20 protein-coding genes and 1 pseudogene are annotated in these 23,671 nt (G+C 45.1%); 12 read left to right on the top strand and 9 right to left on the bottom strand.

Translation table 11 applies throughout. From position 1 onward, the window contains the following. The first annotated feature begins 17 nt into the window (after window positions 1-17). Together AC1DLM_RS16095 and AC1DLM_RS16090 are read left to right on the top strand one after the other, a co-directional pair. Window positions 18-1,115, top strand: a complete 1,098-nt coding sequence (locus tag AC1DLM_RS16095) for an SGNH/GDSL hydrolase family protein (RefSeq protein ID WP_441987336.1) — start codon at window positions 18-20, stop codon at window positions 1,113-1,115. Between the two features lie 241 nt (window positions 1,116-1,356). Then, window positions 1,357-3,708, top strand: coding sequence for a helix-turn-helix domain-containing protein (locus AC1DLM_RS16090; RefSeq protein ID WP_477570547.1), 2,352 nt, complete (start codon window positions 1,357-1,359; stop codon window positions 3,706-3,708). A 23-nt stretch (window positions 3,709-3,731) separates the two neighbouring features. Here AC1DLM_RS16090 and AC1DLM_RS16085 read toward each other — a convergent pair whose 3' ends face one another. The 3 genes from AC1DLM_RS16085 to AC1DLM_RS16075 are packed head-to-tail and all read right to left on the bottom strand — an operon-like array spanning window position 3,732 to window position 7,694. After that, window positions 3,732-4,700, bottom strand: coding sequence for an ROK family protein (locus AC1DLM_RS16085; RefSeq protein ID WP_477570546.1), 969 nt, complete (start codon window positions 4,698-4,700; stop codon window positions 3,732-3,734). Then, window positions 4,697-5,347, bottom strand: coding sequence for a D-sedoheptulose-7-phosphate isomerase (locus AC1DLM_RS16080; RefSeq protein WP_477570545.1), 651 nt, complete (start codon window positions 5,345-5,347; stop codon window positions 4,697-4,699). The genes AC1DLM_RS16085 and AC1DLM_RS16080 overlap by 4 nt, the downstream gene beginning before the upstream one ends. A gap of 13 nt (window positions 5,348-5,360) precedes the next feature. Beyond that, window positions 5,361-7,694 carry a glycoside hydrolase family 2 protein gene (locus tag AC1DLM_RS16075; RefSeq protein ID WP_477570544.1) on the bottom strand — a complete coding sequence of 778 codons (2,334 nt, stop codon included), beginning with the start codon at window positions 7,692-7,694 and terminating at the stop codon, window positions 5,361-5,363. 356 nt (window positions 7,695-8,050) lie between these two features. Between AC1DLM_RS16075 and AC1DLM_RS16070 the strand changes: the two genes are divergently transcribed. Further along, a complete protein-coding gene (locus tag AC1DLM_RS16070) occupies window positions 8,051-9,058 on the top strand; it encodes an SGNH/GDSL hydrolase family protein (protein ID WP_477570543.1) in 1,008 nt (335 codons plus the stop codon). A gap of 773 nt (window positions 9,059-9,831) precedes the next feature. Here AC1DLM_RS16070 and AC1DLM_RS16065 read toward each other — a convergent pair. Next, a complete protein-coding gene (locus AC1DLM_RS16065; RefSeq protein WP_477570542.1) occupies window positions 9,832-10,683 on the bottom strand; it encodes an AraC family transcriptional regulator in 852 nt (283 codons plus the stop codon). Window positions 10,684-10,955: 272 nt separating this feature from the next. On the opposite strand from AC1DLM_RS16065, the gene AC1DLM_RS16060 reads away from it, so the two are divergent. From AC1DLM_RS16060 to AC1DLM_RS16050, 3 genes are all read left to right on the top strand, one after another. Further along, entirely contained in the window at window positions 10,956-11,858 is a 903-nt protein-coding gene (locus tag AC1DLM_RS16060; RefSeq protein ID WP_441987329.1) for an ABC transporter permease, read from the top strand. Between the two features lie 12 nt (window positions 11,859-11,870). Next, window positions 11,871-12,779: a carbohydrate ABC transporter permease gene (locus AC1DLM_RS16055; RefSeq protein WP_477570541.1), complete on the top strand. Its 909-nt coding sequence runs from the start codon at window positions 11,871-11,873 to the stop codon at window positions 12,777-12,779. A 71-nt stretch (window positions 12,780-12,850) separates the two neighbouring features. Further along, complete coding sequence (locus tag AC1DLM_RS16050) at window positions 12,851-14,398, top strand: ABC transporter substrate-binding protein (protein ID WP_477570540.1); 1,548 nt, start codon at window positions 12,851-12,853, stop codon at window positions 14,396-14,398. Window positions 14,399-15,463: 1,065 nt separating this feature from the next. Here AC1DLM_RS16050 and AC1DLM_RS16045 read toward each other — a convergent pair. Both AC1DLM_RS16045 and tlp read right to left on the bottom strand, forming a co-directional pair. Continuing rightward, window positions 15,464-15,661 carry a hypothetical protein gene (locus tag AC1DLM_RS16045; protein WP_477570539.1) on the bottom strand — a complete coding sequence of 66 codons (198 nt, stop codon included), beginning with the start codon at window positions 15,659-15,661 and terminating at the stop codon, window positions 15,464-15,466. Window positions 15,662-16,081: 420 nt separating this feature from the next. Continuing rightward, window positions 16,082-16,303 carry a small acid-soluble spore protein Tlp gene (gene tlp / locus AC1DLM_RS16040; RefSeq protein WP_236291939.1) on the bottom strand — a complete coding sequence of 74 codons (222 nt, stop codon included), beginning with the start codon at window positions 16,301-16,303 and terminating at the stop codon, window positions 16,082-16,084. A 377-nt stretch (window positions 16,304-16,680) separates the two neighbouring features. Between tlp and AC1DLM_RS16035 the strand changes: the two genes are divergently transcribed. Further along, complete coding sequence (locus AC1DLM_RS16035; protein ID WP_441987325.1) at window positions 16,681-17,637, top strand: sigma-70 family RNA polymerase sigma factor; 957 nt, start codon at window positions 16,681-16,683, stop codon at window positions 17,635-17,637. A 65-nt stretch (window positions 17,638-17,702) separates the two neighbouring features. Next, a pseudogene (locus AC1DLM_RS16030) lies at window positions 17,703-17,972 on the top strand (SRPBCC domain-containing protein); the annotation flags it as partial. A gap of 79 nt (window positions 17,973-18,051) precedes the next feature. Here the strand turns inward: AC1DLM_RS16030 and AC1DLM_RS16025 are convergent. Continuing rightward, entirely contained in the window at window positions 18,052-18,471 is a 420-nt protein-coding gene (locus tag AC1DLM_RS16025) for a VOC family protein (RefSeq protein ID WP_441987324.1), read from the bottom strand. A 321-nt stretch (window positions 18,472-18,792) separates the two neighbouring features. On the opposite strand from AC1DLM_RS16025, the gene AC1DLM_RS16020 reads away from it, so the two are divergent. From AC1DLM_RS16020 to AC1DLM_RS16005, 4 genes are all read left to right on the top strand, one after another. Next, entirely contained in the window at window positions 18,793-19,692 is a 900-nt protein-coding gene (locus AC1DLM_RS16020; protein WP_477570538.1) for a PhzF family phenazine biosynthesis protein, read from the top strand. Next, window positions 19,689-20,015, top strand: coding sequence for an ATP phosphoribosyltransferase regulatory subunit (locus AC1DLM_RS16015; RefSeq protein WP_441987476.1), 327 nt, complete (start codon window positions 19,689-19,691; stop codon window positions 20,013-20,015). Before AC1DLM_RS16020 ends, AC1DLM_RS16015 begins: the two co-directional genes overlap by 4 nt. Further along, window positions 19,954-20,424 (top strand): His/Gly/Thr/Pro-type tRNA ligase C-terminal domain-containing protein, encoded by a 471-nt coding sequence (locus tag AC1DLM_RS16010; RefSeq protein WP_441987322.1) that lies wholly within the window; start codon window positions 19,954-19,956, stop codon window positions 20,422-20,424. Before AC1DLM_RS16015 ends, AC1DLM_RS16010 begins: the two co-directional genes overlap by 62 nt. A gap of 132 nt (window positions 20,425-20,556) precedes the next feature. Next, window positions 20,557-20,919, top strand: coding sequence for a hypothetical protein (locus AC1DLM_RS16005; protein ID WP_477570537.1), 363 nt, complete (start codon window positions 20,557-20,559; stop codon window positions 20,917-20,919). A gap of 329 nt (window positions 20,920-21,248) precedes the next feature. Here AC1DLM_RS16005 and AC1DLM_RS16000 read toward each other — a convergent pair whose 3' ends face one another. After that, the gene (locus AC1DLM_RS16000) at window positions 21,249-21,893 is read right to left on the bottom strand and encodes a 50S ribosomal protein L25 (RefSeq protein ID WP_441987320.1); all 645 of its coding nucleotides are present in this window, start codon (window positions 21,891-21,893) and stop codon (window positions 21,249-21,251) included. A gap of 537 nt (window positions 21,894-22,430) precedes the next feature. Continuing rightward, entirely contained in the window at window positions 22,431-23,633 is a 1,203-nt protein-coding gene (locus AC1DLM_RS15995) for an MFS transporter (RefSeq protein WP_477570536.1), read from the bottom strand. Between the last annotated feature and the right edge of the window lie 38 nt (window positions 23,634-23,671).

Below are 23,671 nucleotides of genomic sequence, written 5' to 3'. Positions count from 1 at the left end.
AAGGCTGGTGAAAATACATGAATGCATCAAGGAAGAATGAGATCGAGAAGCTGGACAGTAGTATGAAAATTGATGTCGATACCAACAACGACTGGGAATGGCACTCACCGCGAAGTGAACCTTTTCGAATAACAGGACTGCCTTGGCTGGAACAAGACGGCGTATATCGAAGATTACCAATTGAACCAAGCCATCCGATTCGATCAGAGGTAGATCGACTTGCGAATTATACGGCAGGCGTGCAGATTCGTTTCCAGACAGATTCACCAAAACTTTCTGTAAGGGTTGTTCTGGCTGACAAGTCCACTATGTACCAAATGCCTGCCACTGGTCAATGTGGAGTTGATTGCTATATCGGTTCGACTGGAGCTCAGCTTTATGTAAATACCACTCGCTTTGATCAGTCGCAAAACGAATACGAATCCATACTCTTTGAAGCCTTACCATGGGAAATGCGGGAAATCACACTTAATCTTCCACTATATCAAGGCGTGAAGGAGATTTGGATAGGTTTGGATCCTTCTTCATCGGTAGCTGGATTTCCTGGCTTTGTCACCAACAAGAAAGTACTTATCTACGGAACATCCATCACTCACGGCGCTTGCGCTTCGAGACCTGGTATGGCCTACTCCAACATTTTAAGTCGGAAATTTCCGATTGAAATGGTGAATCTCGGTTTCTCTGGAAATGCCCAAGGGGAACCAGAGCTTGCCCATTTGATCAGCCAAATCGATGAACCGGCGTTGCTTGTTCTGGATTATGAAGCGAATACACCAAGTACAGAACGCCTTCAGGAATCGTTGCCTGAATTTATCCGGATTTATCGTTCACGGCATCCTGAAGTTCCAATTCTCGTCATCTCACAGATTCGACTAGCGAAGGAAGCCTTTGACGAAACCATGCTTCGCCGCCGGGAAGAACGGAAACAGCTTCAAATAGCCATCGTTGAGCGATTGCAGCAGGAAGGGGATACGAATCTCCACTTCTGTGATGGTGCAGAGTTGTTAGGGGCGGATTACCAGGAATGCACCACAGATGGTATTCACCCTTCGGATTTGGGTTATTTTCGTATAGCGGAAACACTTAGCCCTATTCTTGGGAAACTGATTTTCTAATTGCGTATTTAGACTATTTTGTAGATCGCCTTGCCCGGATCGTAGTTCCGGACGKGGCGATTTTTTTAAAGTTCCCTTATTTATAGGAAATGACGTATATTAAAGTATACATTCGAACTTCATACAATTACATTTAGATAACATACTAACATGCAAAATGTAGGAGTTTAGACGTTGGATTGCGCGGTGGGACTGGTGCATGCCAGACGCTTTCACTTCGAATAAAGGAGAATATAAAGGCATGAACATAAAAGCTTTTTTAGGAGCTAAAGCCTATTTTATAAAAATGGTTCTTTGGATTAGCATAGCTATATTGATTCTTGTTGTCGTACTTTCAACGGTCATTTATATTAATTCGCAAAATCTTTTGGTCAAAAATGAATATGCAGCCAATCAAAAAATACTGTATCAGGTCAAGTATAATATGTCTTTTATGGATCAAACGATTTCCAATTTATCGAAATTTCTTTACTTGAACAGCGATGTAACCGCTATCATGTATGCGAAAAAGGAAGATATGATTGAAGTGTCAAGCCACATGTCTAAAGTCGTTAGCTCTGTCACTTCAGCTATTCCTTATATTCACTCTATTGGCATTTATAATCGGAATTTGGATCATTCCTATAGCACGGGTTTTCCTTTATTTTTTAAAGATCAGATGCTCTTCGACTTTATTAATTCGGATCAAGCGCTGCCTAAGTTGAAACCGATTTTCCGTGATATCAAAAAACTAGTAAATGGGGTAACCGAGTCTGAGTATGTATTCTCCTATTTCATATACGAAACGACAGTGAGTGGGGCTAAGCCGGATGGTGTTGTCGTTATTAATGTTAAGCCGGAGTGGTTGCTGGAGAATATTAATCAAATCAATATGATCGATAAACAAAAGGGAGATAACGTATTTATTCTGGACCAGGCTGGCGAGTACTTGGATGATAGTACCAATGACCMTGCAATCAAGAAGTGGCTGAGAACTGACTTTTTGGTGTATAAAACAGCACATCCACAGGCTGATCGAGATGGTTTTTTTCAAAGCAAGCATGGCGGAACGAAATATTTAGTCACGTACACAAATGTCGACAACACGGGGATGACGCTGTTAAAAACGCAGCCTGTTCTTGAAATTTATACCTATATCAACAGCTTAAGAAATAGTATTATCATCATCACGCTCATTTTTCTTGTCATGGCCATTGTGATTTCTATTGGCATATCTCGGAAAATATATGGGCCCGTGGGGAAACTGGTGAATTCGATTATGTTGGATCGGATACGGAGATCGGACAAAGACGAGGTCGTCGATGAGATCTCGTATTTGAACACCGTTTATAGACAATCCATGGAAATGCTCGATCATTATGATAAGGAAAAGATGCAGTATAAAGATGTCATGAAGCATTATTGGTTAAGCAGACTGCTCACGGAAAGTTTATCGATCGGTAGGTCGGAATTGGAAAGCATTTTTAAAGAAATGAGGATTTCTTTAGTTTTGGATGGTTCCTATGCCATATGTGTATTGAAAATTGATAACTATAAGGAATTCCAGCATGCGTTCCATGCCAAAGATAAAGACACGATTCGCTTTGCTATGATCAATATTGCATCAGAAATTATGGCTAGAAAGTATCCGAACGAAGGACTGGATATGAAGGACGATCATGTCGTCTTGATTGTAAGTATTCCGGAAGAAGATGATCAGTTTCAATCACATATCCATTCACTTATCAAAGAAGCTCAAGAGAATGTTTCCCGATTTTTTAAAATCTCCTTTACCGCATCGATTAGTGAAAAGACGAGTCATATGCAGGAATTGAATGGCATGTATCATAAGGCTCTCGATCAGGGGATGTATCGCTTATTACTAGGGCATTCCTCGGTCATAACCTACGAAACGGTTAAGAAAAATGTGGAAAGTAAAAAGACCGGATATTCCAAAAATCATGAGGAATGGCTTGTGGAAGCGATGAAATCGAGCAACTCCGCAGCGATAGAAGAGGTTTTGGGGAAYATATTTGAAGAGCTGGGCACGCTAAACTATCACAATGCTTTAGTCTCCATCATAAGACTTGTGGATGCAGTCATTGAGACATTAGAAGTAATGAAAGTGACAGCAGTGCCATCTTTGCACATCTCTTCGATCAGCCGCAATATCTTGGAGAAGGAGACGATTGCCGAGATTCATCGGATCATAGTCGGTGCCCTGCAAGATTCGTTCAAAAAAGATTTCGAGGGAAATGCCAATAAACTAAACTACTTTTTGGTGGATGCGGTCACGGAATACATACATAACCATTATCAAGACCCTACCTTGAGCTTGACTTCGATCGCTTCGATGATGAAAATATCGACAAGAAATTTAAGCAAGACATATAAGGAAGCTACCCAGATATCGATTCCTGATTTTATCAACGAGTTTCGATTAGCCAGAGCGGCAGACCTTCTTATCCAAGATGACCTTAGTGTGTATGAAATTGCTGAAAAGGTCGGGATCTTGAATGAAACTTATTTTTTCAGTTTGTTCAAAAAGAAATATAAGGTCACACCGAAGGAATATGCCTTGCGGAGAARTATGACGAATTTGATTCAAAAGTAAAATATGAAAGCTATTGGCTAGGTTCATTTCACCTGATATTCGGCAACGGACAGACTAGCGTAATCGCCTACAAGTTCACCTAACCCGGCAGGGACTACGCGGCATACACGATGAGCATGAGGGAGCGCCTCCCTTTGAAGTTCCTCAAGTGCGAAAGCTTCAAGCAGATCGCGCTGTCTGGCATACATGCTGCCAATGACGATTAACTCCGGGTTTAGAAGGTCCACCAGGACAGATAGTCCTCTTCCAAGCTGTACTCCTACAGTACGAAATACTTGTAAGGCTAAAAGATCCCCTGATTGCGCGGCCTCCGCGATCTGCTGAGCGGTCAACGAGTCCAATTGCGACTCGGATCGGCAAAAGCTCGGAGGCTGCCCAATCGCCAAAGCTTCCGCGGCTTTCATTCGTCCCAATTGGGCGATGCCGCCTCCGCTGCAGAAGCCTTCGAAGGAACCGGCTTTGCCATAACCGATGGGTCCTGTAGGCTCAAGCCTCATATGACCGATCTCACCAGCCATATCATTGGTCCCCGTATATAGCTTGCCATCGAGAATAAGGCCAGCGCCCATACCCGTACCGAAAGTCAGGAAGATCATATTCCGGGTTCCAACGCCAGCACCCCAGCGCCATTCTGCCAACGCACAGGCATTGGCATCATTCTGCAAACCAACGGGAACACCAAAGTGTTCCTTGATTAACGAAGTAATAGGAATGTGATCCCACCCTGGCAAATTCGGTGGTGAAAGGATGACCCCTGTTTTGCTGTCAAGCGGCCCCCCGCAACTGATGCCAATCGCTGCGAGTGAACCACCTTGTTCTAGCAATAATTKCTCTAAGACTGAAATAAGCTTCGTGATGGTCTGATACGGATCTTTGGGAGTGGGAAATTGAACTTTTTCAAGTAGCGTAATCTCATTATGATCCATCCGTCTTCCAATCGTAACGGCACACTTGGTGCCGCCAATATCGATGCCCGCAAGGATCATGCTCATCCGAAAAACTCCCTTTCCAGCATCGTACATAGGATGTGATAAATCGGTAGGTGACGCTCCTGGATATCTGGTGTTCGCTCCCAAGGCACCCTAATGGTCACGTCGCATAACTCCTTCAATCGGCCCCCCTGTTTTCCGGTTAATCCGATGGTACGCATTCCTATCGCTCTCGCGGTTTGGACAGCCCGAAGGACATTCGCGGAATTCCCGGAAGTGGAGAGAGCTAGGAGGACATCTCCCTTTTTCCCATAGCCATACACTTGTTGGGCAAAAATCATCTCCGGTTCTACATCATTAGCATACGCGGTTATCAAGGCAGCGTGATTGGTAAGTGAAATGGCGGGGAGCGCCTGCTGCAGATGATTTGCTAAATAGTCCCCTTCTTTTTCATCCCATTCTTGGATTAAAGAACCACGGAATGATAAGGGGACAGGCCTTCTGGATAGAAAGCCTTTCATCAGCTCACCGGCAATATGATCACAATCGGAGGCGCTTCCCCCATTCCCGCATAGCAGCATTTTCCTACCTGTATGGAACGCTTCCGCACATAATTGAAATGCTGCTATAATGTCTGGCGTACATATTTCTAGGTCTGGATAACGCGCCACAAGCTGCTGCATGTGATTTTCCACTATCATTTTATCCATTGTAGAATTCCTCCTATCGACCGATTTCATCGGCCTGAAATTCATTGGAAATAGCAGCAATTTGCGGCAGCCAGCGTTTATAAGCTTCTAATGAGAAAGCCGGAAAACCGTGCAGGTAGTGATTGCCATAGGTTCGTCCATTGAAGCTCCATTGAATTAGAAACAATTGCTGGTTGGCATGAGAAATCGGGATTTTCCCTAGTTCGGAAGTTCCGTTAGCCTCGACCGTGAAGCTTCCCTCCATAAGTGTTTCATTGGAATCTGCAACCCATATACGATAGCTGCCGGCAGCAGATTCTCTGGAGTCATTGCCTACGGCTACTCGCACATGCCAATTCTCAGGTTCATCGATCATGATGCAGACAGGGACTTGGCTTCTTTGGATGTAATGAAAAGCCAACTTCTTGCCATAGTAATAATCAACGACGGCATCTGAGAATTGCGGCCAACCGTCAATCATATTCCACCAAATGATCCCTGTTTTCCGCCATTTTTTGAGCCGAGTCGTCTCGATGAAGAACTTCTTGGCCTCAGCTTGGGAAATTTGCGAAGCAAGTAAGAAGTCTTCCATGGATTCAGGAATAGCCCCAAACAGCTCTTTAATTTGATTCGCCATTAATTGGATCCGTGTCGCGTTATGTCCTTCATAGCCGCTAACTGCCGTTGCGTGTGTGACCCATTGCTCATCCTTACTGTTAAATGGCCATAGATGATCGTGTTCGATGAACTTCTGAATTGACGATAGATTCGGACAGCCGTGATAGCCAATTTCAGATATAAAATGGTCACTACTCGTCTTATAATAGGAACTTTTATAATAATCCCGCGGCCCCCAAAGATGCCGTTCAGGAGCTAGGTTCATGTTGCCTGATCGGATAACCTCAGGTGACAGATAGGGAGAACTTGGCAAATAAGCACGGTGAGGATCATAGAGCTGAATCACTTGCGGAAGCAGGTTACGGGTAATGGAATTCACATTAGGATCAGACAACCCATACCACCCATAAGCCTCGTCGCATTCATTATCCCCGCACCATAGGACAAGCGAAGCGTGGTTCCGTAATTTGCGGACAACAGCGCTTGCTTCAAGTCGCATGGACTCGCTGAACTCAGGCGTCTGTGGATAGACAGCGCAGGCCATGGCAAAGTCCTGCCAGACCATCAAGCCATGACGGTCGCAGAAGTCAAAAAAAGCATGATCCTCATAGACATTGCCTCCCCAGCAACGAACGATATTGCTGCCTGTTTCAGTGAACAGCTGGAGAGCCTTCTCGTAGCGGCTGGCGTCTCGGCTATGAAACGCATCTATCGGCACCCAATTTGAGCCTTTGCACATGATCGGGGTATGGTTGACTTTAAATAGAAATTCGCCGGCAGCTTCAACCGTGGTTGTTTCTGTGCGAATCAATTGAACTTGACGAATGCCGATCCGCTCTGTACGTGAAGCGAGTACACGTCCTTGATGAATCAGTTCGGTGGTAACCTCATAGAGATGAGCTTCCCCGTATCCATTTGGCCACCAGAGCAGGGGATTCTCGATGGATACGGTCAKGGAGCCGACGTTGAATAAGACGGGCCTACTCATCTGAAACTCGGATGTACCTGATTTACCAGTTATCCGAATCTCCAATCCATGATAAAAATAAGCAGGATCTGTGGCCACTCGGTAAAATAATCCGATTTGTGCAGCTGAAAGATTTTTATCTACAGATAGGGTATAGAAATAAAGGTCGGTCAGGGCATGATCCTCACATGCGACCAACGATACGGATCGCCAAATGCCCGCAGACACTGCGCGGGGCATAATATCCCATCCGAAGCTATGAGCGGTCTTCCGTACGAATAACTGCTCGACATTGGGGACCTGTCCATAGCAAATCGCATCGGTGCTGCGCTGCCCTGCCTCGATAATCGGCGAACGCAACCGTACAAATAGCGTATTCTCACCATCGTGCAGGAGCGACTTCGTTGTTTCGAGACTCACCTCAATGAACATATTGTCGCTGGAGCCAAGCTCTTCGCCGTTCAACCAGTAGGTTGCGCAGCAGTCAACCCCTTGAAACACCAGTTCGGTTCGCTTGCCCGCCATCGTCGGCGGAGCGGTGAACGATAAACTGTACCACCACTCATAGAGCTCGTAAGGGCGGAGTTCATTGATATTAGTTCCCAAGAAGGGCTCAGGAAGCAGGCCGCTTCTTACCAAGTCGAGCTCGACATTCCCTGGTACTTGAGCGTGAATACAAGGCAAATCTAAGCTGTTCAATTCATCTGGATGGTGGACCTGCCATTCTCCTTGCGGGAAATAAACAAGCTTCCATTGACCGTCCAGGCACAGTTCATTTGTCATTTGAAAACCTCCCTCAATTAAGTGCCATGAACTCATTGTAAAAGGGAGGTTAGGATAAAACTTGCCGTATGTTCAGAAAAATTGCATGATCTTCGGATATGACTCATTTTGAAGGAAAATGCTTAATGTGAAATATACTTTCCCGAAATCATCACCTAAAGTGGAGTTGTGTAGCAGGTAGGAAGGCAGTATAAGTAATCGAGAGAAATGAGGTCGTCACATGGTTACGAAACATTATGAGCTTCACCGCCAGATTCCAGATTTGACGGCTTCCAATGTAACAAGACATCCAATGGATTTTAAATGAGGCTGACCTCGGGTGAATATGATTTTACAATTGAAGGAGTTGTGTGCCCATGAATCCAGAGAGCCGCAAACAGACTGCGGAAGCATTCATTTTTGTAAAAGAAGAGAACGTGTCTATCCGATACCGTCCTTTAGTCAAGCAGGGTATGGTATTGCGGAGTCATGCGGATGAGGATCATCCGGACAATATCATTTACGCAGAGGGAATAGACTATGTTGTCGATTACGATCGCGGTGTCATTCGCCGGACGAAGCAAAGCGGGATCCCAGATTGGTCCCGTCACGAATTATACGGCCAAACGGTGTTTGATCATGCAGCGTTCAAAAACTGCAGCAATCGTGAATTTACCGTGTATGGGGATTATTTGTATGAGAACGATCCGTTAACGGGCTGTATCGTAGCCCACGATAGCGGAAATCGAGCCGGGATGGAGCGCTGGCTTTCCAAATTGCGAACCAGTGAGGAGCGTTCAATCGTTGTTTTTGGTGACAGCATTAGTGCAGGTGGGGATGCGAGCGAAGAAAAGTTTATGTACTTCAACCGGGTTCATCAATTTCTCACTGCATACTATCCGCGCAGCCAAATCCGTCTGTTGAACAAATCAGTCGGCGGTGAAACGAGCAAAGAAGGAAAAAATCGCATACAGCACGATGTCATTCCTTTGCGCCCCGATCTCGTGATCATCGGATTCGGGATGAACGATCAGAACAAATATGGGGAAGGAGTGGGCGTTTCGCCGGCGGATTTTGAAAGTAATCTATGTCAAATGATCGAGGCCGTCAAGAGGTTGGACAACAGCGATATTGTGCTCGTGACGCCTTGCCTGCCGAATCCGAAATGGTGGTATTCCAGTGGATTGACTGGCAGGTATGCGGAAATCATCCGCCGGCTGGGCCGGGAATACGGTGTCGGCGTAGCTGACGTCACTGCGGTTTGGGAGCAGGAACTGGCAGCCGGTAAATCCGCGGAAAGTCTGCTCCTGAACAACATCAATCATCCGAATGATTATGGGCACTGGCTTTATTTCCAAGCTTTTGTCCCGTTGCTGAAAGCTTGAGAAATCAAGCTTTTTTGTCATAAGGTAGAAAAGAAAGAGGTTAGGATTCCATCCCAACCCCTCTTCAAGCCACCAAAGTTTGAATTACACCAAAGGACCTGAGTCAGAGCCTTTTTTTAACATGTTAGCGTATAAGTTTCCGGGCACCAGATAAAACCTAAGGTACCTCCCTCGTTCGACGGGCGCTAGCGCACAAATATTGTACGCAAGGGAGGTACCTCCCTCGTTCGACGGGCGCTAGCGCACAAATATTGTGCGCAAGGGAGGTCCCTCCGTCGTTCGACGGGCGCTAGCGCACAAATATTTTGCGCAAGGGAGGTCCCTCCGTCGTTCGACGGGCGCTAGCGCACAAATATTGTGCGCAAGGGAGGTCCCTCCGTCGTCCGACGGGCGCTAGCGCACAAATATTGTGCACAAGGGAGGTCCCTCCGTCGTCCGACGGGCGCTAGCGCACAAATATTGTGCACAATGGAGGTCCCTCCGTCGTCCGACGGGCGCTAGCGCACAAATATTGTGCACAAGGGAGGTCCCTCCGTCGTCCGACGGGCGCTAGCGCACAAATACTGTGCGCAAGGCAGGTACCTCCGTCGTCCGACGGGCGTTAGCGCACAAATACTGTGCGCAAGGAGGTCCCTCCGTCGTCCGACGGGCGCTAGCGCACAAATATTGTGCGCAAGGGAGGCACCTCCGTCGTTCGACGGGCGCTAGCGCACAGTATGCGCTGCAGAAAAACCTGAGTCAGAGCCTCAGGTTTTTCTTTTCATTGGACTCCTTCACAGAACCCGCCGACCAGCACGCGGAGACACCCCATATTTACTTTTAAAACAACGGATGAAGTAAGGCAAGGAATTAAAGCCGGATGCTAGTGCTATTTCCGTAACGGGTAAGGAGGAATTGTGCAGCAACCTATGGGCATATTGAAGCCTATGGTCCTGGACATATTGTTGAAAGGATTGACCGATGATGGTACTGAACTTTTCGCTGAAATAGTTCGGGCTCCACGATGTGTGGGCGGCTGCTTGTTTCAGTGTAATGGGTTCGCGGAAATGGAAATCGATATAGTTCAAGGCTTTGCGCAGCTTACTTCGCTCAGACACATCGCTGGACGAAGTCTCTATGGTACTCTGGGGATCATTCGGAATCATACGCAGCAGATCAACAAGCAATCTGTCCAATGTGGCACGGATCGCTTGTTTTTTGCCGATTTGAGATGTCATGCTTTCCGCCAATAATCGGCGGCATTCCTTTTCGATGTCAGCCAAATGTTCACCCTCGCAGCGGACGGACAAGCGATTCGGCTGCCTAAAGAGCAAGAGTCGCAACTCCTCATCGAGCCACTCCTCGGTAAATTTCAAATTAATTAAACGAAGAGGAAAACCAGGATCAGGAGTAATGGTATGGAAATCGACAGGGGTTAAAAGGTAAACCGAGCCGGGGGTGAGTCGGGAGGACTCTCCGTTCAAAATTTGTGTGCCTTTTCCAGATAAAATAATCTCCATCTCAAAAAATTCATGGCCATGCAAATCGTGAAACCGACTTACCTCATACTCGGAGATACTGAAATGAAAAGACGGAGTAAGAAATTCATCGATCATATAGCGATAGGGCACTACTGCTTTTCGCATGTTTACGCTCCTCTACATGTCTTCCCATGTGTGTAGTATACAATATCATTCGCCTAAGGTGGAGGTTACAACGCAGTTTCCTTTCCATGCCTACGAAGGTTAGAGGAACTCACTTGATTTGGAGTTTTCTATCCTCAAGGAAAGGCAGCTTACCTACATATTTTTGGAGGAAAATGCCTAGTTCATAATATACATTCCCTTGGGCATCACCTAAAGTTGGGATATCGACCAAGATGGCAGTCAAAATTACAAAGCTAGGATGTGTTGGATGGATGGTAAGAATTTTCAAGAAAAATTTCGGAGTGACCCTGCTGGCACTGCCAGGTTTCCTGTTGATATTGCTCTTTAATTATGTGCCGCTTTACGGATTGCTGCTTCCTTTTAAGAATTATAAGTACAATCTGGGGATTTGGAATAGCCCTTGGGTAGGGTTGGACAATTTCGGATTCCTATTTAATGGCAATGTACTTTATCGTGTTCTGCGCAATACGCTCCTGTATAACATGGTATTCATTATTTTGGGGACGTTTCTCTCCATCGTCATTGCCTTATTGTTATTTGAGCTGAGTCGGAAATTTGTAAAGGTGTATCAAACGATTTTGTTCATTCCTTACTTTATTTCCTGGGTGGTTGCAGGCTTTGCCTTCAGGGCGTTGTTTGATATGGATCACGGTGTTATCAATAGCATCTTGGTTGCTGTGGGTAAAGCACCCATCCTCTGGTACAGCGAACCTCAGTATTGGCCATACATTTTGGTGGCAGCTGCTGTTTGGAAGGGACTCGGATATGGATCTGTCATCTATTACGCTGCTCTGATGGGGATTGATGCTGAGTATTATGATGCTGCGAAAATCGATGGAGCGAGTAAGTTTAGGCAAGCTTTTTCGATCTCAGTTCCAATGATCAAACCCATGATTACCATGTTGGTTATCCTTCAAATCGGAAGTATCTGCTACAGTGATTTCGGTTTGTTCTACAATGTGACGTTGAATTCATCCTTGATCTATCAGACAACAGATGTCATTGATACTTTCGTTTATCGTTCTCTGATTGATATGGGGGACATTGGGATGGCATCGGCAGCGGGATTTTTTCAATCGATCGTCGGGTTTTGCCTCGTTTTGTGTACCAATACTATCGTGAGAAGGATTAATCCTGAAAATTCACTTTTCTAAGGAGCATCGACTATGAATCCTCAAAAAGCAATTCGGTTACGACCTACACTAACAACGGGTAACTTAGTGATTCATATCCTATTTATCTTGTTGTGTGCCGTGTGTGTGTTTCCTTTCCTTGTCATTATCGRCACCTCGTTTCAAACGGAAAATGACATTATCAAATATGGGTATTCCATGATCCCTAAGAACTTTACGTTAGATGCGTATAAGGTGATTCTGCGTGAGCCAACAGTTCTGCTGAACTCTTATCTGGTTACGATCGGTACGACGGTCATCGGTTCTTTGATTGGGATGTGGGTGACCACGACCTACGCTTATGCGATTTCGCGCAAAGATTATTCCTACCGTACGTTCCTTGCCTTTTTCATCTTCTTCACGATGCTCTTTCATGGGGGGATGGTTCCTTCTTATATTCTCATGGTGAAATGGTTGGGACTCCGCAACAATATCCTGGCACTCATTTTGCCGTATCTGATTAGCGGTTGGTTCGTGCTCCTCATGAAAGGATTCTTGCAGACCATACCGGATGCCATCATCGAGTCAGCTAAAATGGACGGCGCAGGCGAGCTGCGAATATTTACGCAAATTGTTCTGCAAATATCCAAACCGGCATTGGCGACCTTAGGTCTGTTCTTTGCACTCCAGTACTGGAATGACTGGTGGCTGACCTTGCTCTACATGGATCAGAACAATTTAATGAAACTGCAATATTTACTTATTCGTGTTCTTAAAAATATGGAGTATTTGAATTCCAGTGAAGCCATTCAGTATGGACTTGTGAAACCAGGTATGCAAGTACCTTCCTTAACTGCTCGCATGGCGATGTGTATTTTGGCTGCAGGACCGATGCTGCTTGTTTTCCCACTGTTTCAGAAGTATTTTGTTCAGGGGTTAACGGTAGGTTCTGTCAAAGGTTAATAGTTTCAGGTGCAGGAGAAACGCGCTGCGTCTGTAAATTATATAAAGACAATATAAGGGAGGCAATCCACGTGAAAGGTCAAAAAACAAAAGCGTCAAAATGGTTTGGACCAGGAACATCCGTCTTGCTTGCAACAACGATTGTGATTAGCGGCTGCAGTACGGATAACAAAACGAGTGAAAGCGCTAGTCCAGCAGCTAGTAGTGCAGCAAGCACGAGTCCGACGAAAGATTATGTGGATATTAGCTGGTACATGCCAAAACCGATCGACAATATGAAGGATCAGGAAGCGGTTGAAGCGGCAGCGAACAAACTGATCAAGGAAAAATTGAACGCCAATGTACACTTTAATTTAATTGATAATGCGGGCTGGGAAGATAAAATCAAGTTGAAATCAGCTGCTGGCGAGCCTTATGATCTTGTATTTACTTCCAATTCTTCCAATAACTTAAATGCGAATGTGCAAAAGGGTGCCTTTATGCCCCTCGATGACTTATTGCAGAAGTATGGTCAAAATATTTTGAAGAAAGTAGATCCTCGTGCTTGGAAAGCAGTTACGTATAAAGGGAAAATTATGGCGATTCCTGCACAGACCCCTTACAGTCCGGCATCTGCGTATGTATTTAAAAAAGATTTAGTTGAAAAGTATAAATTTGATTATAAGAGCGTCAAGAGTCTTAGTGATTTAGAGCCATTCTTAAAAACAATTAAGGAAAATGAGCYGAACATGATTCCAGTTATTGCGACGGCCAATGGAGCTACCTCTGGCGTAGGATTACCCGACTATACAACAGTTGTAGGTGGAATATCTTTTAGCGAGAAGGATGGTAAATTCGTCAAAACACTTGATATTCCACAGAATTATGAAAATTATCGAATTATGAATGATTTCTATAAGAAAGGCTATATTGCCAAAGATGCGGCGATCAAAACGGACTATTTGGCTGAAGCGAAATCCGGGAAATATGCCGTGTTGCGCGATTCAGGCGGTTATACCGAGGATGGGTCGAAATCGACGAGCACGTATGGATTCCCAACGGTTGAAACATTTAGCTCACAACCAACGATTTCAACTGGCTCTATGACAGCAGCAGCGACAGCGATTAGTGCAACGTCGAAGAATYCAGAGAGAGCGATGATGCTGCTCGATTATATTTGGAGTGACAAGTACTTATTAAATACACTTGCTTATGGCGTTGAAGGTAAAAATTACATCGTTAAATCGGGTACGGTTAAAGATGCTAACCCAACGATCGAGGCTAAAAGCGGTGCTGAACAAACATGGGCGATTTGGCACAACTGGCTTGGGCCGCTTTGGGATCAATGGGATTCCAACTGGAATTCAACGAAAGCCTTAGAAGCGATGAAAAAAACAAACGACAACGGTAAGGCATCGGGTCTGCTTGGATTTGTCTTTAATAATGAGCCGGTCAAGACCGAGATTGCGCAAATCAATGCGGTTAATAAAGAGGCGAATCCGATCTTTACGACGGGATCCATGCCGGATTATCCGAAGTACGTCGAGGACACGAAGAAAAAGCTGGTGGAAGCTGGTATAGACAAAGTGATGGCTGAGATCCAGAAGCAATATGATGCTTGGAAGGCAGATAATAAATAAAGTTAAACTCGTGACAACAATGACTCTACTAATTTAAAGTAGGGTCATTGTTTTAATAAAAGCTAATCCAATAGGAAAGGGAGTTTATTGATGATTAAAAAGCTCTTAGGCATGATTATTACATTCTCATCTGTATGCGCTTTCATTTTTGCTTTCCAGCCAACGGATGAGCGATGTATGGGGTTGCGATGTGGGAAGGCTATCCGGAGTGGGACTTGATCGATGGCAAGCTTCAGTATTCCGGGATACAGCCTAATATGAAAGAAGGCTATCAAATGAGAAATTCTAAAATGGGTCTGGACATGTACACTAAACCAAGCAAAAAGATCAAGCTCACATATAATAGGGACATCATAAGGATAAGGGTTGATTCAGATGCCATCTATAATCGGTACCTCAAAAGTAGTCACTAACTCAGGAAACATAATCAACGGTGAATCATTAATAATTATGGCGCCAACTCAAATCTCCAAATCTTTCAATGGGGCCGACGCCAGCGTTACTGGTGCCCACGCCATGACGTTTTCTTTCTTTAGCGTAACGATAACGTTGAGTCCGAACGGTAATGGAGAGTTATCAAAGCATCGAAGAAAGCGCACTCGAACTGGCTTGACGGTTAAATCACGAAATGGGTATCAACCTAGTGCGAAACCATCCACTTGACCATATATTGGTATTGATACCCAGCACACTCAACTTATTCGTCACCCTCATTTATAAAACGAAAAAAACGGTCTGTATTCGCATCTACTTCGCGATAAGACCGTTTTTGTGATGTTGGTATAAGGTCAGCATCTTGGCATTAAAAACGCCTGTCCGGTAATCCAATGATTGGCTTAGGTGAGGAGCTGCTGCTTCCTTCAGATGAATGATTTGGATGGAGCACGTGAGAGCCCTGTTTCAAGCGTCTTACTGCACGGTTGTTTGATACAAAAAAGAGAGACGCTGTGAAAGTTAGATTGTATATCAAGCCTCCGATAAAGGGAGACTTTTTTATGATAAAAACAACGAGAAAAAACGGTCCGTAATTTATTTCGCGGCCGTTTTTTCTAATTATTATTAGTGTTAGTTTAAGGAATTACCATACAAAAGCTGATGTGATGATAACCAAAAGAATAAAAAGAACCAAAATAGCTGCTGCGCTTGAACCGTAACCTGCACAACTTCCACCGTAACCAACTGCTCCCATGTGTACTCATTCCCTTCTGGTGATTTGTAACTACGGTATAAAATATGTTCGTTAAATAGTGATTGATTGGACATTAGTCAGGTATTCTTTGCTGGAAGGAAAAAAATGCCTGTTGGGCGAGTGTAAGGGGTTTTAAAACAGCATCCACATTGTTTTTCAGGTGCACATTTACATTTGTCCCCACATTTACAATTTGGATTATGACAATTCGGGTGATGACAATATAGAAATCTCTATTCAACAATTTTTGATTATGTAGTGTGCAGAATCATTGATGAATATTGAGAGGATGTTATGAATCGGAATCGTCTTGTAACATTCCTGAAGCGTTCACCGACATAATTTCGCGGCTGAACTATCGAGGAACGAGAGTTCAATAAATACGAAGAACGAAGAAACGGCATAGAAAAACACCCCTTAGCAGACTTCGGTTGAACCTGAATGGTTATCCGATATCTCGACTAAAGGGTGCTTTTAATAAGTGGGGAAATCTGTTATTCTTGTGCGTTGGATTCGTCTTGTTTCTCTGCGATAAATCCATTGATGCTCTCTTTGCGGCGAGCATTTTTGGATTCGATGCTCTCTTTGTCTACAGCAGAAATTTCATCCGCATGTTCATCCAAGTATTCCTCAGCTTCGTTTAGATTGGCCATTGTATTATCGATGGCATTCTGAATACGGGCTGGGTTATCTTCGCGATTGTCTGGCTTAGCCATAGTAGTTCCCTCCCTTTGTTGCGATAAATTAACATCCTGTTATACGATTCCAAATGATCAATCAAATTATTCATTCAAACAAAAAAACGGCTACGCCTAGGATGAAAGCCTAGGTAATTAAATTTAGACATATTACCTTAATATTGCACATTGCTCGCATTAAAGCGCAATCCTCTACGTGGAAGGTAAACCTAAATCTTTATCAATTGGGAGGAATGACAAGGGTGAATTTATTGGTTATTGAATTATTAGTACGATCGTGCTAAATTTTTATCCATGAGTACTAAATTCTGCCTATTTATTCGGATTGAGGCTTTCCGCTTCATTGCATATTATGAAGGTACCACCCTTCGGGGAGATAGTTAAGGGAGGCCGCGATGAACGAGACCGCATTTGACGAACCATTATTTGCAAGCTTGAAGCCGGGCTTAACCTCGTTCTGTTACCGAATGCTAGGCTCCATGGACGATGCGGACGATGCCGTTCAGGAGACGAGTATTCGGGTCTGGCAGAGCTGGAGCACGTTCAGACAGGATTCCTCGTTCAAAACTTGGGTCTATCGGATTGCCTCCAACCTGTGCTTGGACAAGCTGAGACAATCCAAACGCCGCGCACTTCCCGTTGACCTGTTCGACCCGGCCGTCTCCATCGTCGAGCCGCGCGACACGCTGCCGGACTCTGCCTGGATCTGGCCGTCTCCCGACTTTGGGGGCAATCCGGAGGATCGGCTCGTCCGCAGAGATACCCTTCAACTGTGCTTCATCGCTCTCCTGCAGACCTTGCCTCCGCGGCAGCGCGCGGTACTCATTTTGAAGGATGTATTTGAATGGTCCTCCAAGCGGATCGCGGAAACGTTGGCGATGTCGCCGGCAGCGGTGAACAGCGCCTTGCAAAGAGCCCGAGAGACGATGGACCGGGCGCAGCTTCGCTCGGATGAGCTCAGCAGCATGGACGTTCAACCGGAACAGCAGCTGCTGTCCCGGTATGTGGAGGCCTTCGAGCAATTCGATATTGCTGCGCTCGTCGCGTTGTTCCACGAGGAAGGCTGCATGTCGATGCCGCCTTTCGAAATGTGGATCCGTGGCAAGGAAGATTTGTCCGCTTTCTATTCGCTTACTCGCTGGCATTGCGAAGGTTCGCGATTTGTGCCCATTACGGTGAATGGCGGTTATCCGGCGTTGGCCCAGTATATGCCTGGCAAAGAGGGCTCTGGCCTGGTACCTTGGGGCATCCACGTCATCGAAACCAAAGAAAATCAAATCCTGCACGTTCAAAACTTCATTCATACGCCATTATTTTCGCGATTTGGGCTGCCTGAGCGAATTGACCAATGAATTTCGTCATTAGCTTACGTCTATATCATTGAGAATAACCAAACGACGAATATCATGAGAAAGGTGTCGGCGGCAAGTTTCTGACACGGATGGAAGCGAAGGATGGCAGCATGGGCTTTGATTTTGGCGGCGTCTACGATGTCGTGAATCGGCATGAGGCGATCGGCTACACCATGGAAGACGGAAGAAGAGTGGATATTGCTTTCGTCGATCAAGGGAATGAGACGAAGGTCATTGAAACGTTCGACGCGGAAAGCTCCAATCCCGTCGAGTTCCAGCAAGCAGGCTGGCAAGCGATCATGGACAATTTCAAAGCCTATACCGAACAAAACTAATCATCGCGAAGAAGACGCCGGGGAAGATGCCCGGCGTCTTTCTTTTTGAACCCTAGTACGAGCGTGCTCTCCGTTAGCCTTAACCTTGTGCCGCATCCATGTTCATGTAGTTAATGGCCCACAGATGGCCGTCCAAGTCCACGAAGCCCCAATGATACATGATGGACCCATGATCTTCAGGTTCAGCGTGCAATTTCCCGCCCAAGGAGACCGCGGTATTCACGATTTCATCGACCTTTTCCCGGCTCTCGAAGGCCAATGCGATCGTCATCTGCGCATACTTGCTCGTATCGACGGATTGCTTCTCCGTGAGCGTATTAAAGAATACTTGATTGATCAGCATGACCTGCAGGTTGTCGCCGATCACGATGGCTACCGAATTCTCGTTCACGGGGAATTGCGGGTTGAGCTCGAATCCGAGTCCGGTGAAGAACGCTTTCGATTGTTCTACGTTTTTTACAGGTAGGTTGAAGCTCGTGAATGCGGACGTTAATGCCATTTTCAAAACACCTCTTCGTCAAATTAGTTTGTGTTCATTTATGCCTTCGTTTATATAGACGACAGCCGATCCGGGAATTCATCGGTCTCATGGATTCGGAAGCGTAAATTTTGAAAAATAACTTGGTATTGAGTTCGGATACCCGCCATTCCCGTAAGGTTGCTTATTCTTATTGTGCAGGGATAAAGTTTGAACCTCTCTAAAAAGGAAATACGCTCGGTTCATTAAGCTATCGGGCAGATATGTTGAACAAGTTAAAATTACCGTTACGTTATATCCTAATTTTGGTAGAATAATAGAAATAACGTTGGAGGTGTGCTTGTGAAAACAATAAAGGTTTATCATTACGACGCATTCAGTAATATTCCCAACATGGGAAACCCAGCGGGGGTAGTATTGGATGGCGAAAATCTTACTGAAGAGCAAATGAGAGAAGTGGCGGAAAAAGTAGGGTTTAACGAAACGGCTTTCCCACTTAAATCTGATAATGCTGATTTAAGAATTCGTTTTTTTACTCCAGGTCATGAAATAAATCTTTGTGGTCACGCAACAATGGCAACTATTTATGCGTTAAAAACGAAAGGGTTGTTGGGTGATAAAACTGATTTTACAATTGAAACAAAAGCAGGGGTTTTGCCGATTAGACTTAATTCAAACGACGGACTTTACATAACAATGAGGCAAGCTGTTCCCCAATTTCAAGAATTTAATGGCTCTTATCAAGAATTGGCTCTTTCTATGGGAATTGAAGAGAGCGATATTGAGACAGAACTACGAACCTTGTATGGTAGCACAGGTACGTGGACATTGTTAATTCCAATTAAAAGTCTTGCTGCTTTCAAACGAATGAAGCCAAATAACAAGCTTTTTCCGAATATTTTAAAGGAAATGCCTAAAGCATCTATCCATCCTTTTTGTGTAGAAACATACGATACCAATGCGCATATGCACGCTCGTCATTTTTCATCACCGTTTTCTGGTACAATTGAGGACCCAGTTACTGGTACTGCCTCTGGGGTAATGGGAGCTTATTATGCAAGATTTATAAAAAAGGAGTCTGAAACTTCATTAAGCCTTTTAATTGAACAAGGTCAGGAAATCGGAAGGGATGGCAGAATCCGAGTAACAGTAACAAATGGAGATGTCATAGAAATTATGGGTAGTGCTGTTTATGTTAAGGACTTTGAGGTATCAATTCATGTTGACACTCGACAAAAATAAAAAAAGTTGGAAATGACGGAGTTATAAAAGAGCTTGTTAGCAAGGGGCTAGATGCTCAAGTAACCAACTCAATACAGGATTTACTTGAATTGGACAACTCATCGTTTGAAATTGTATCAAGAAAATATGGAATCCAAGATAAGCCTGGCGCACTAGAAGTCCAATCACTTCAAAATATCATTCATGACTTAGGATTAGAGCAAATATGTAAGTTTGATCCCTTCTTGTCACGTGGGTTATCTTTTTATACAGGAGCGGTCTATGAGATCTTTGATGACTTCTGTCTCTTTCTCTTCAAGCTTAGGCGGTGGTGGTCGTTATGATGCCATAATTGGACAGCTAATCGGTAGAGATGATATTCAGTATCCAACAGTAGGAATTTCTTTCGGTATGGAATCAATCATGGCGATGCTTGAGAGTCGCCCAGCTCAAATTTCAAGTGCTTTAGTCGTTGTCATTCCTATAGGGGAAACTGTAACAGAAGTGCCTAAAACAGCAGCTAAACTGCGAGCAAGTGGTTTTCGTACAAAGACAGATACGAGTGGGCGAAAGTTAAGGAAATCTCTAGCAACCGCCTCATCTAAGGGAATTCGGTATGTGATTTTGATAGGTAAAAATGAAGAGAAACTTGGAAAACTACGGTTGAAAGACATGGACGAGCAGAAGGAGTTAGTACTGAGCATTCAGGAGGTTATTGACTTAATCTCCACAACTATTACGTCAGTGGGCTAAAGCTCTATGGCTCATAATTGGAAACTAATTACAATATTGTAGTGACTGCCGATAAACTGGCAGCCCTATTACGCTAAAGGGCTTATGCAACATCGAGCTATCGAAAACTCAGAAGGGTGGTGCGGAGTAACAATGTATATTAGATTTCATGGTAATTATAATAGTCCTAAAACTAAAAAACCTTTTGKAATCTTTGTAGTAATATATCACCTATATCGTGATGGAAAGCTTTCTGAATGGGAGAGCAAGCTATATCTCGAGACCAAAGATTGGTTTGAACGAAATTTACCTAACCCACCGTATTATGAGGATAATAATTCAATTAACGCTGTAACTTGGTTTAAAGATGTTGATAGAACAGAAACCATGCTAGTTCATCTGGAACCTTTCTTTGGAATTGCTGAGAAACATCGAATAGAAATAATAAAATCTGTTTCCAGAGAACTTCCTGGAGTTCTTGCATACGAGGATGAATATCAAGTTGGAGTATTCTAGAATGTTGCCTATTAATAAACATAATGATAATTGGAACGCAGAAGAACAACTTAAGAATATTGAAAATCTAACAATTGTACGTCACTTACAAAAACCTAGACGAGGCTGCCAGCATTAATCGGCAGCCTCGTAAAAATAACGGGAAGACAAGGACAGTCACATATCGAAGTAGATTGCTAAGTATGTGTAATGAAATGATTTCTTTAGTAGCATAGAAGAGATCAGTAGCAATACTATTAAAACGGTGTTAACCGTTTACATATTTAGACACAGAGAAAGAAGCCTTCACGCGTTGGTGCAGGGCTTCCTTGCACGTTGGCAAACTTGGTTTAGCTCGGCTGGCCTATTGTCGCAGCCTCATTGGATGTCTCCGCTTCACCCACACGCTCCTCATTGTTCGCAGCCACTGGTGTCTCCGTTTCCTTCTGAGGCACCAGAATTGTCACGACGATATCATTCGGGTCCGATTTCATTTCAATGCCGGAGGGCACTACAATTTGACTGACATGCAGGTTGTCACCTAGCCCCAAGCTAGATACTTCCACTTGAATGGAAGTCGGAACTTGGCTCGGCATGCAGCGAATCTCGATGTTGTGCATCTGAATTTGAAAAATCCCGCCATCATGCACACCCACAGCATCACCAATAAATTCCAGCGCCACGACCGTTTTGATCGGCTCATCCATATTAATTTGATGGAAGTCGATGTGGGACAACTCGCGGTTCAGCGGATTGCGTTGGATTTCATTAATCATGACAGGTTGACTTCTCGTACTGCCAGAGATAGTCAAATCAATAATGGCATGAGGATTTTGCCGAAGCACGACCTGCAATTCTTTCAAATCGATGCTTAGGACCGTAGTCGCCATTTTCTTGCCGTACACGACAGCGGGAATTTTCCCTTTGGAACGCATTTGCTTAATTTCTGATTTTGTTGCTTCTTCGCGGACTTCCGCTTGTAAAGAGACAGCCATATGAAAAACCCCCTAAAATTTAGCCCGTTATCCAATGGAGCCATAGCTCACACCCGGGTGATTTACAGCTAGTTCATAACATACCCCAACTTTCGAGGTTCCATCCCCGAAATAAACTGTTGGGCAGTTTGCGATAATGAACTCTCGACATCAGAGAGGGATTAAAGAGCAATGCTACGAATAAATACATCTTATTCTTTATTGAAATGAGTGATGGGTTTTTAGGATTTAATGAGGAAAACTTCTGGATTAGTGTAAATGCACTTGAAAGAGACTTTGGACTATTGTTTGACAACGTAGTAAATCAAGCTAAATCTTAAGCAAACGATTTTATCGTGATGGCAGCCTTAGAAAGAGGTAACCTAATTAAAATATATCGAGTTCGGTATAGAGAATACCTGGATCGTTCGTTCGGAGAGCATGTTTGTCGAAAAGAAGCCTGCAGCCTGCTAGTCAAAGCGGGAGCTGCAGGCTTCTTCTCGTTTTGCTTGGGTCTGGCACAATAGGCGCTGCCCAGTTGACGTGAAAGAGAAATGCTTATGAGCTGATCTTCCCTGCGCGAGCCTTTTTGTGTGCTGCCCGGGAAGCCGCACCGACGCGGAAGTAACCGAAGGCCGCGGCCGACATGAGCGCGGCGACGGCGACGCCGGCGGCGCCGATCCAGGTGATGGCGGTCAGCGAAGAGCCTTCCACGACGATGCCGCCGATGCCCGCACCGGCTGCCATAGCTAGCTGCACGACGGAGCTGTTCAGGCTAAGCATGATGCTGGTCGCTTCGGGCGCGAGAGAGATTAGATGATACTGCTGCGTCGGACCAGACGACCAGGCGGAGAAGGACCAGAGCATKAGCAAAKGGAACATCAGCCCCGGCGAATGGGCGGCGAACGAAATCACGACCAGCCAGGTTGCGTGGAACAGCATGCCGGTCACTAGTGTGCTCTTGAATCCCCACCGGTCGGTGCCGAACCCGCCAAGCTTGGAACCGATCAGACTGGCAATGCCAAACGCGAGCAGCGCGATGCTGACAAATTTCTCGCTCATGCCCGTAATATCGAGCAGAAAGGGGGAAATATACGTGTAGGTGATGGAATAGCCACCTAGCCAGAAGAACGTTATGCTGAGCGCGACGACGATTTTCGGATTCTTGAGCAGTTTCAGTTGGTCGCGCAGCGGTACCGGCTGCTCGCCGTCCGTCTTCGGAATCGTGGAGGCAATGAGCAGCAACGCCAGTAGTCCGAGCAGTCCGATGCCACCGAAAACCACCTTCCAGTCATAGGCGGAAGCGACTAGCCTACCAAGCGGTACGCCGACGATCAGTGCTGTACTGAAGCCCATGACGAGCGTGGCAATGGCACTACCCTGCTTCTCCACCGGTGCGAGTTTCGCAGCGACCGTGAGCGCCGTCACAACGAATACGCCGCTGCTGAGCGCTACGATAACGCGAGAAACGATGAGGGCACCGAAGCCAGAGAACAAGTAGGCTGCGACATTGCCGATGATGAATACCGAGAGCGCGTATAGCATCAGCTTTTTGCGGTCGACTTTGGCAGCGGCTGCCATCAGGAAAGGCGTCCCGAACCCGTATGCAAGGGAGAACACGGTGATCAGCTGGCCTGCTGCTGCGACCGAGACGCCGATATCGTCAGATACTTTATCCAGAATACCGGCAATGATGAATTCGGAGGTACCGACGAGAAAGCTTACTAAAGCAAGCATATAAATTTTCAAATTGTAAGACAAACGTTCCAGCTCCTTATCCATTTCTCTCTATATTATAT

It is taken from the genome of Paenibacillus sp. 01T442, from assembly GCF_056398345.1.
This window is presented reverse-complemented; position numbering and strand designations above follow the sequence as displayed.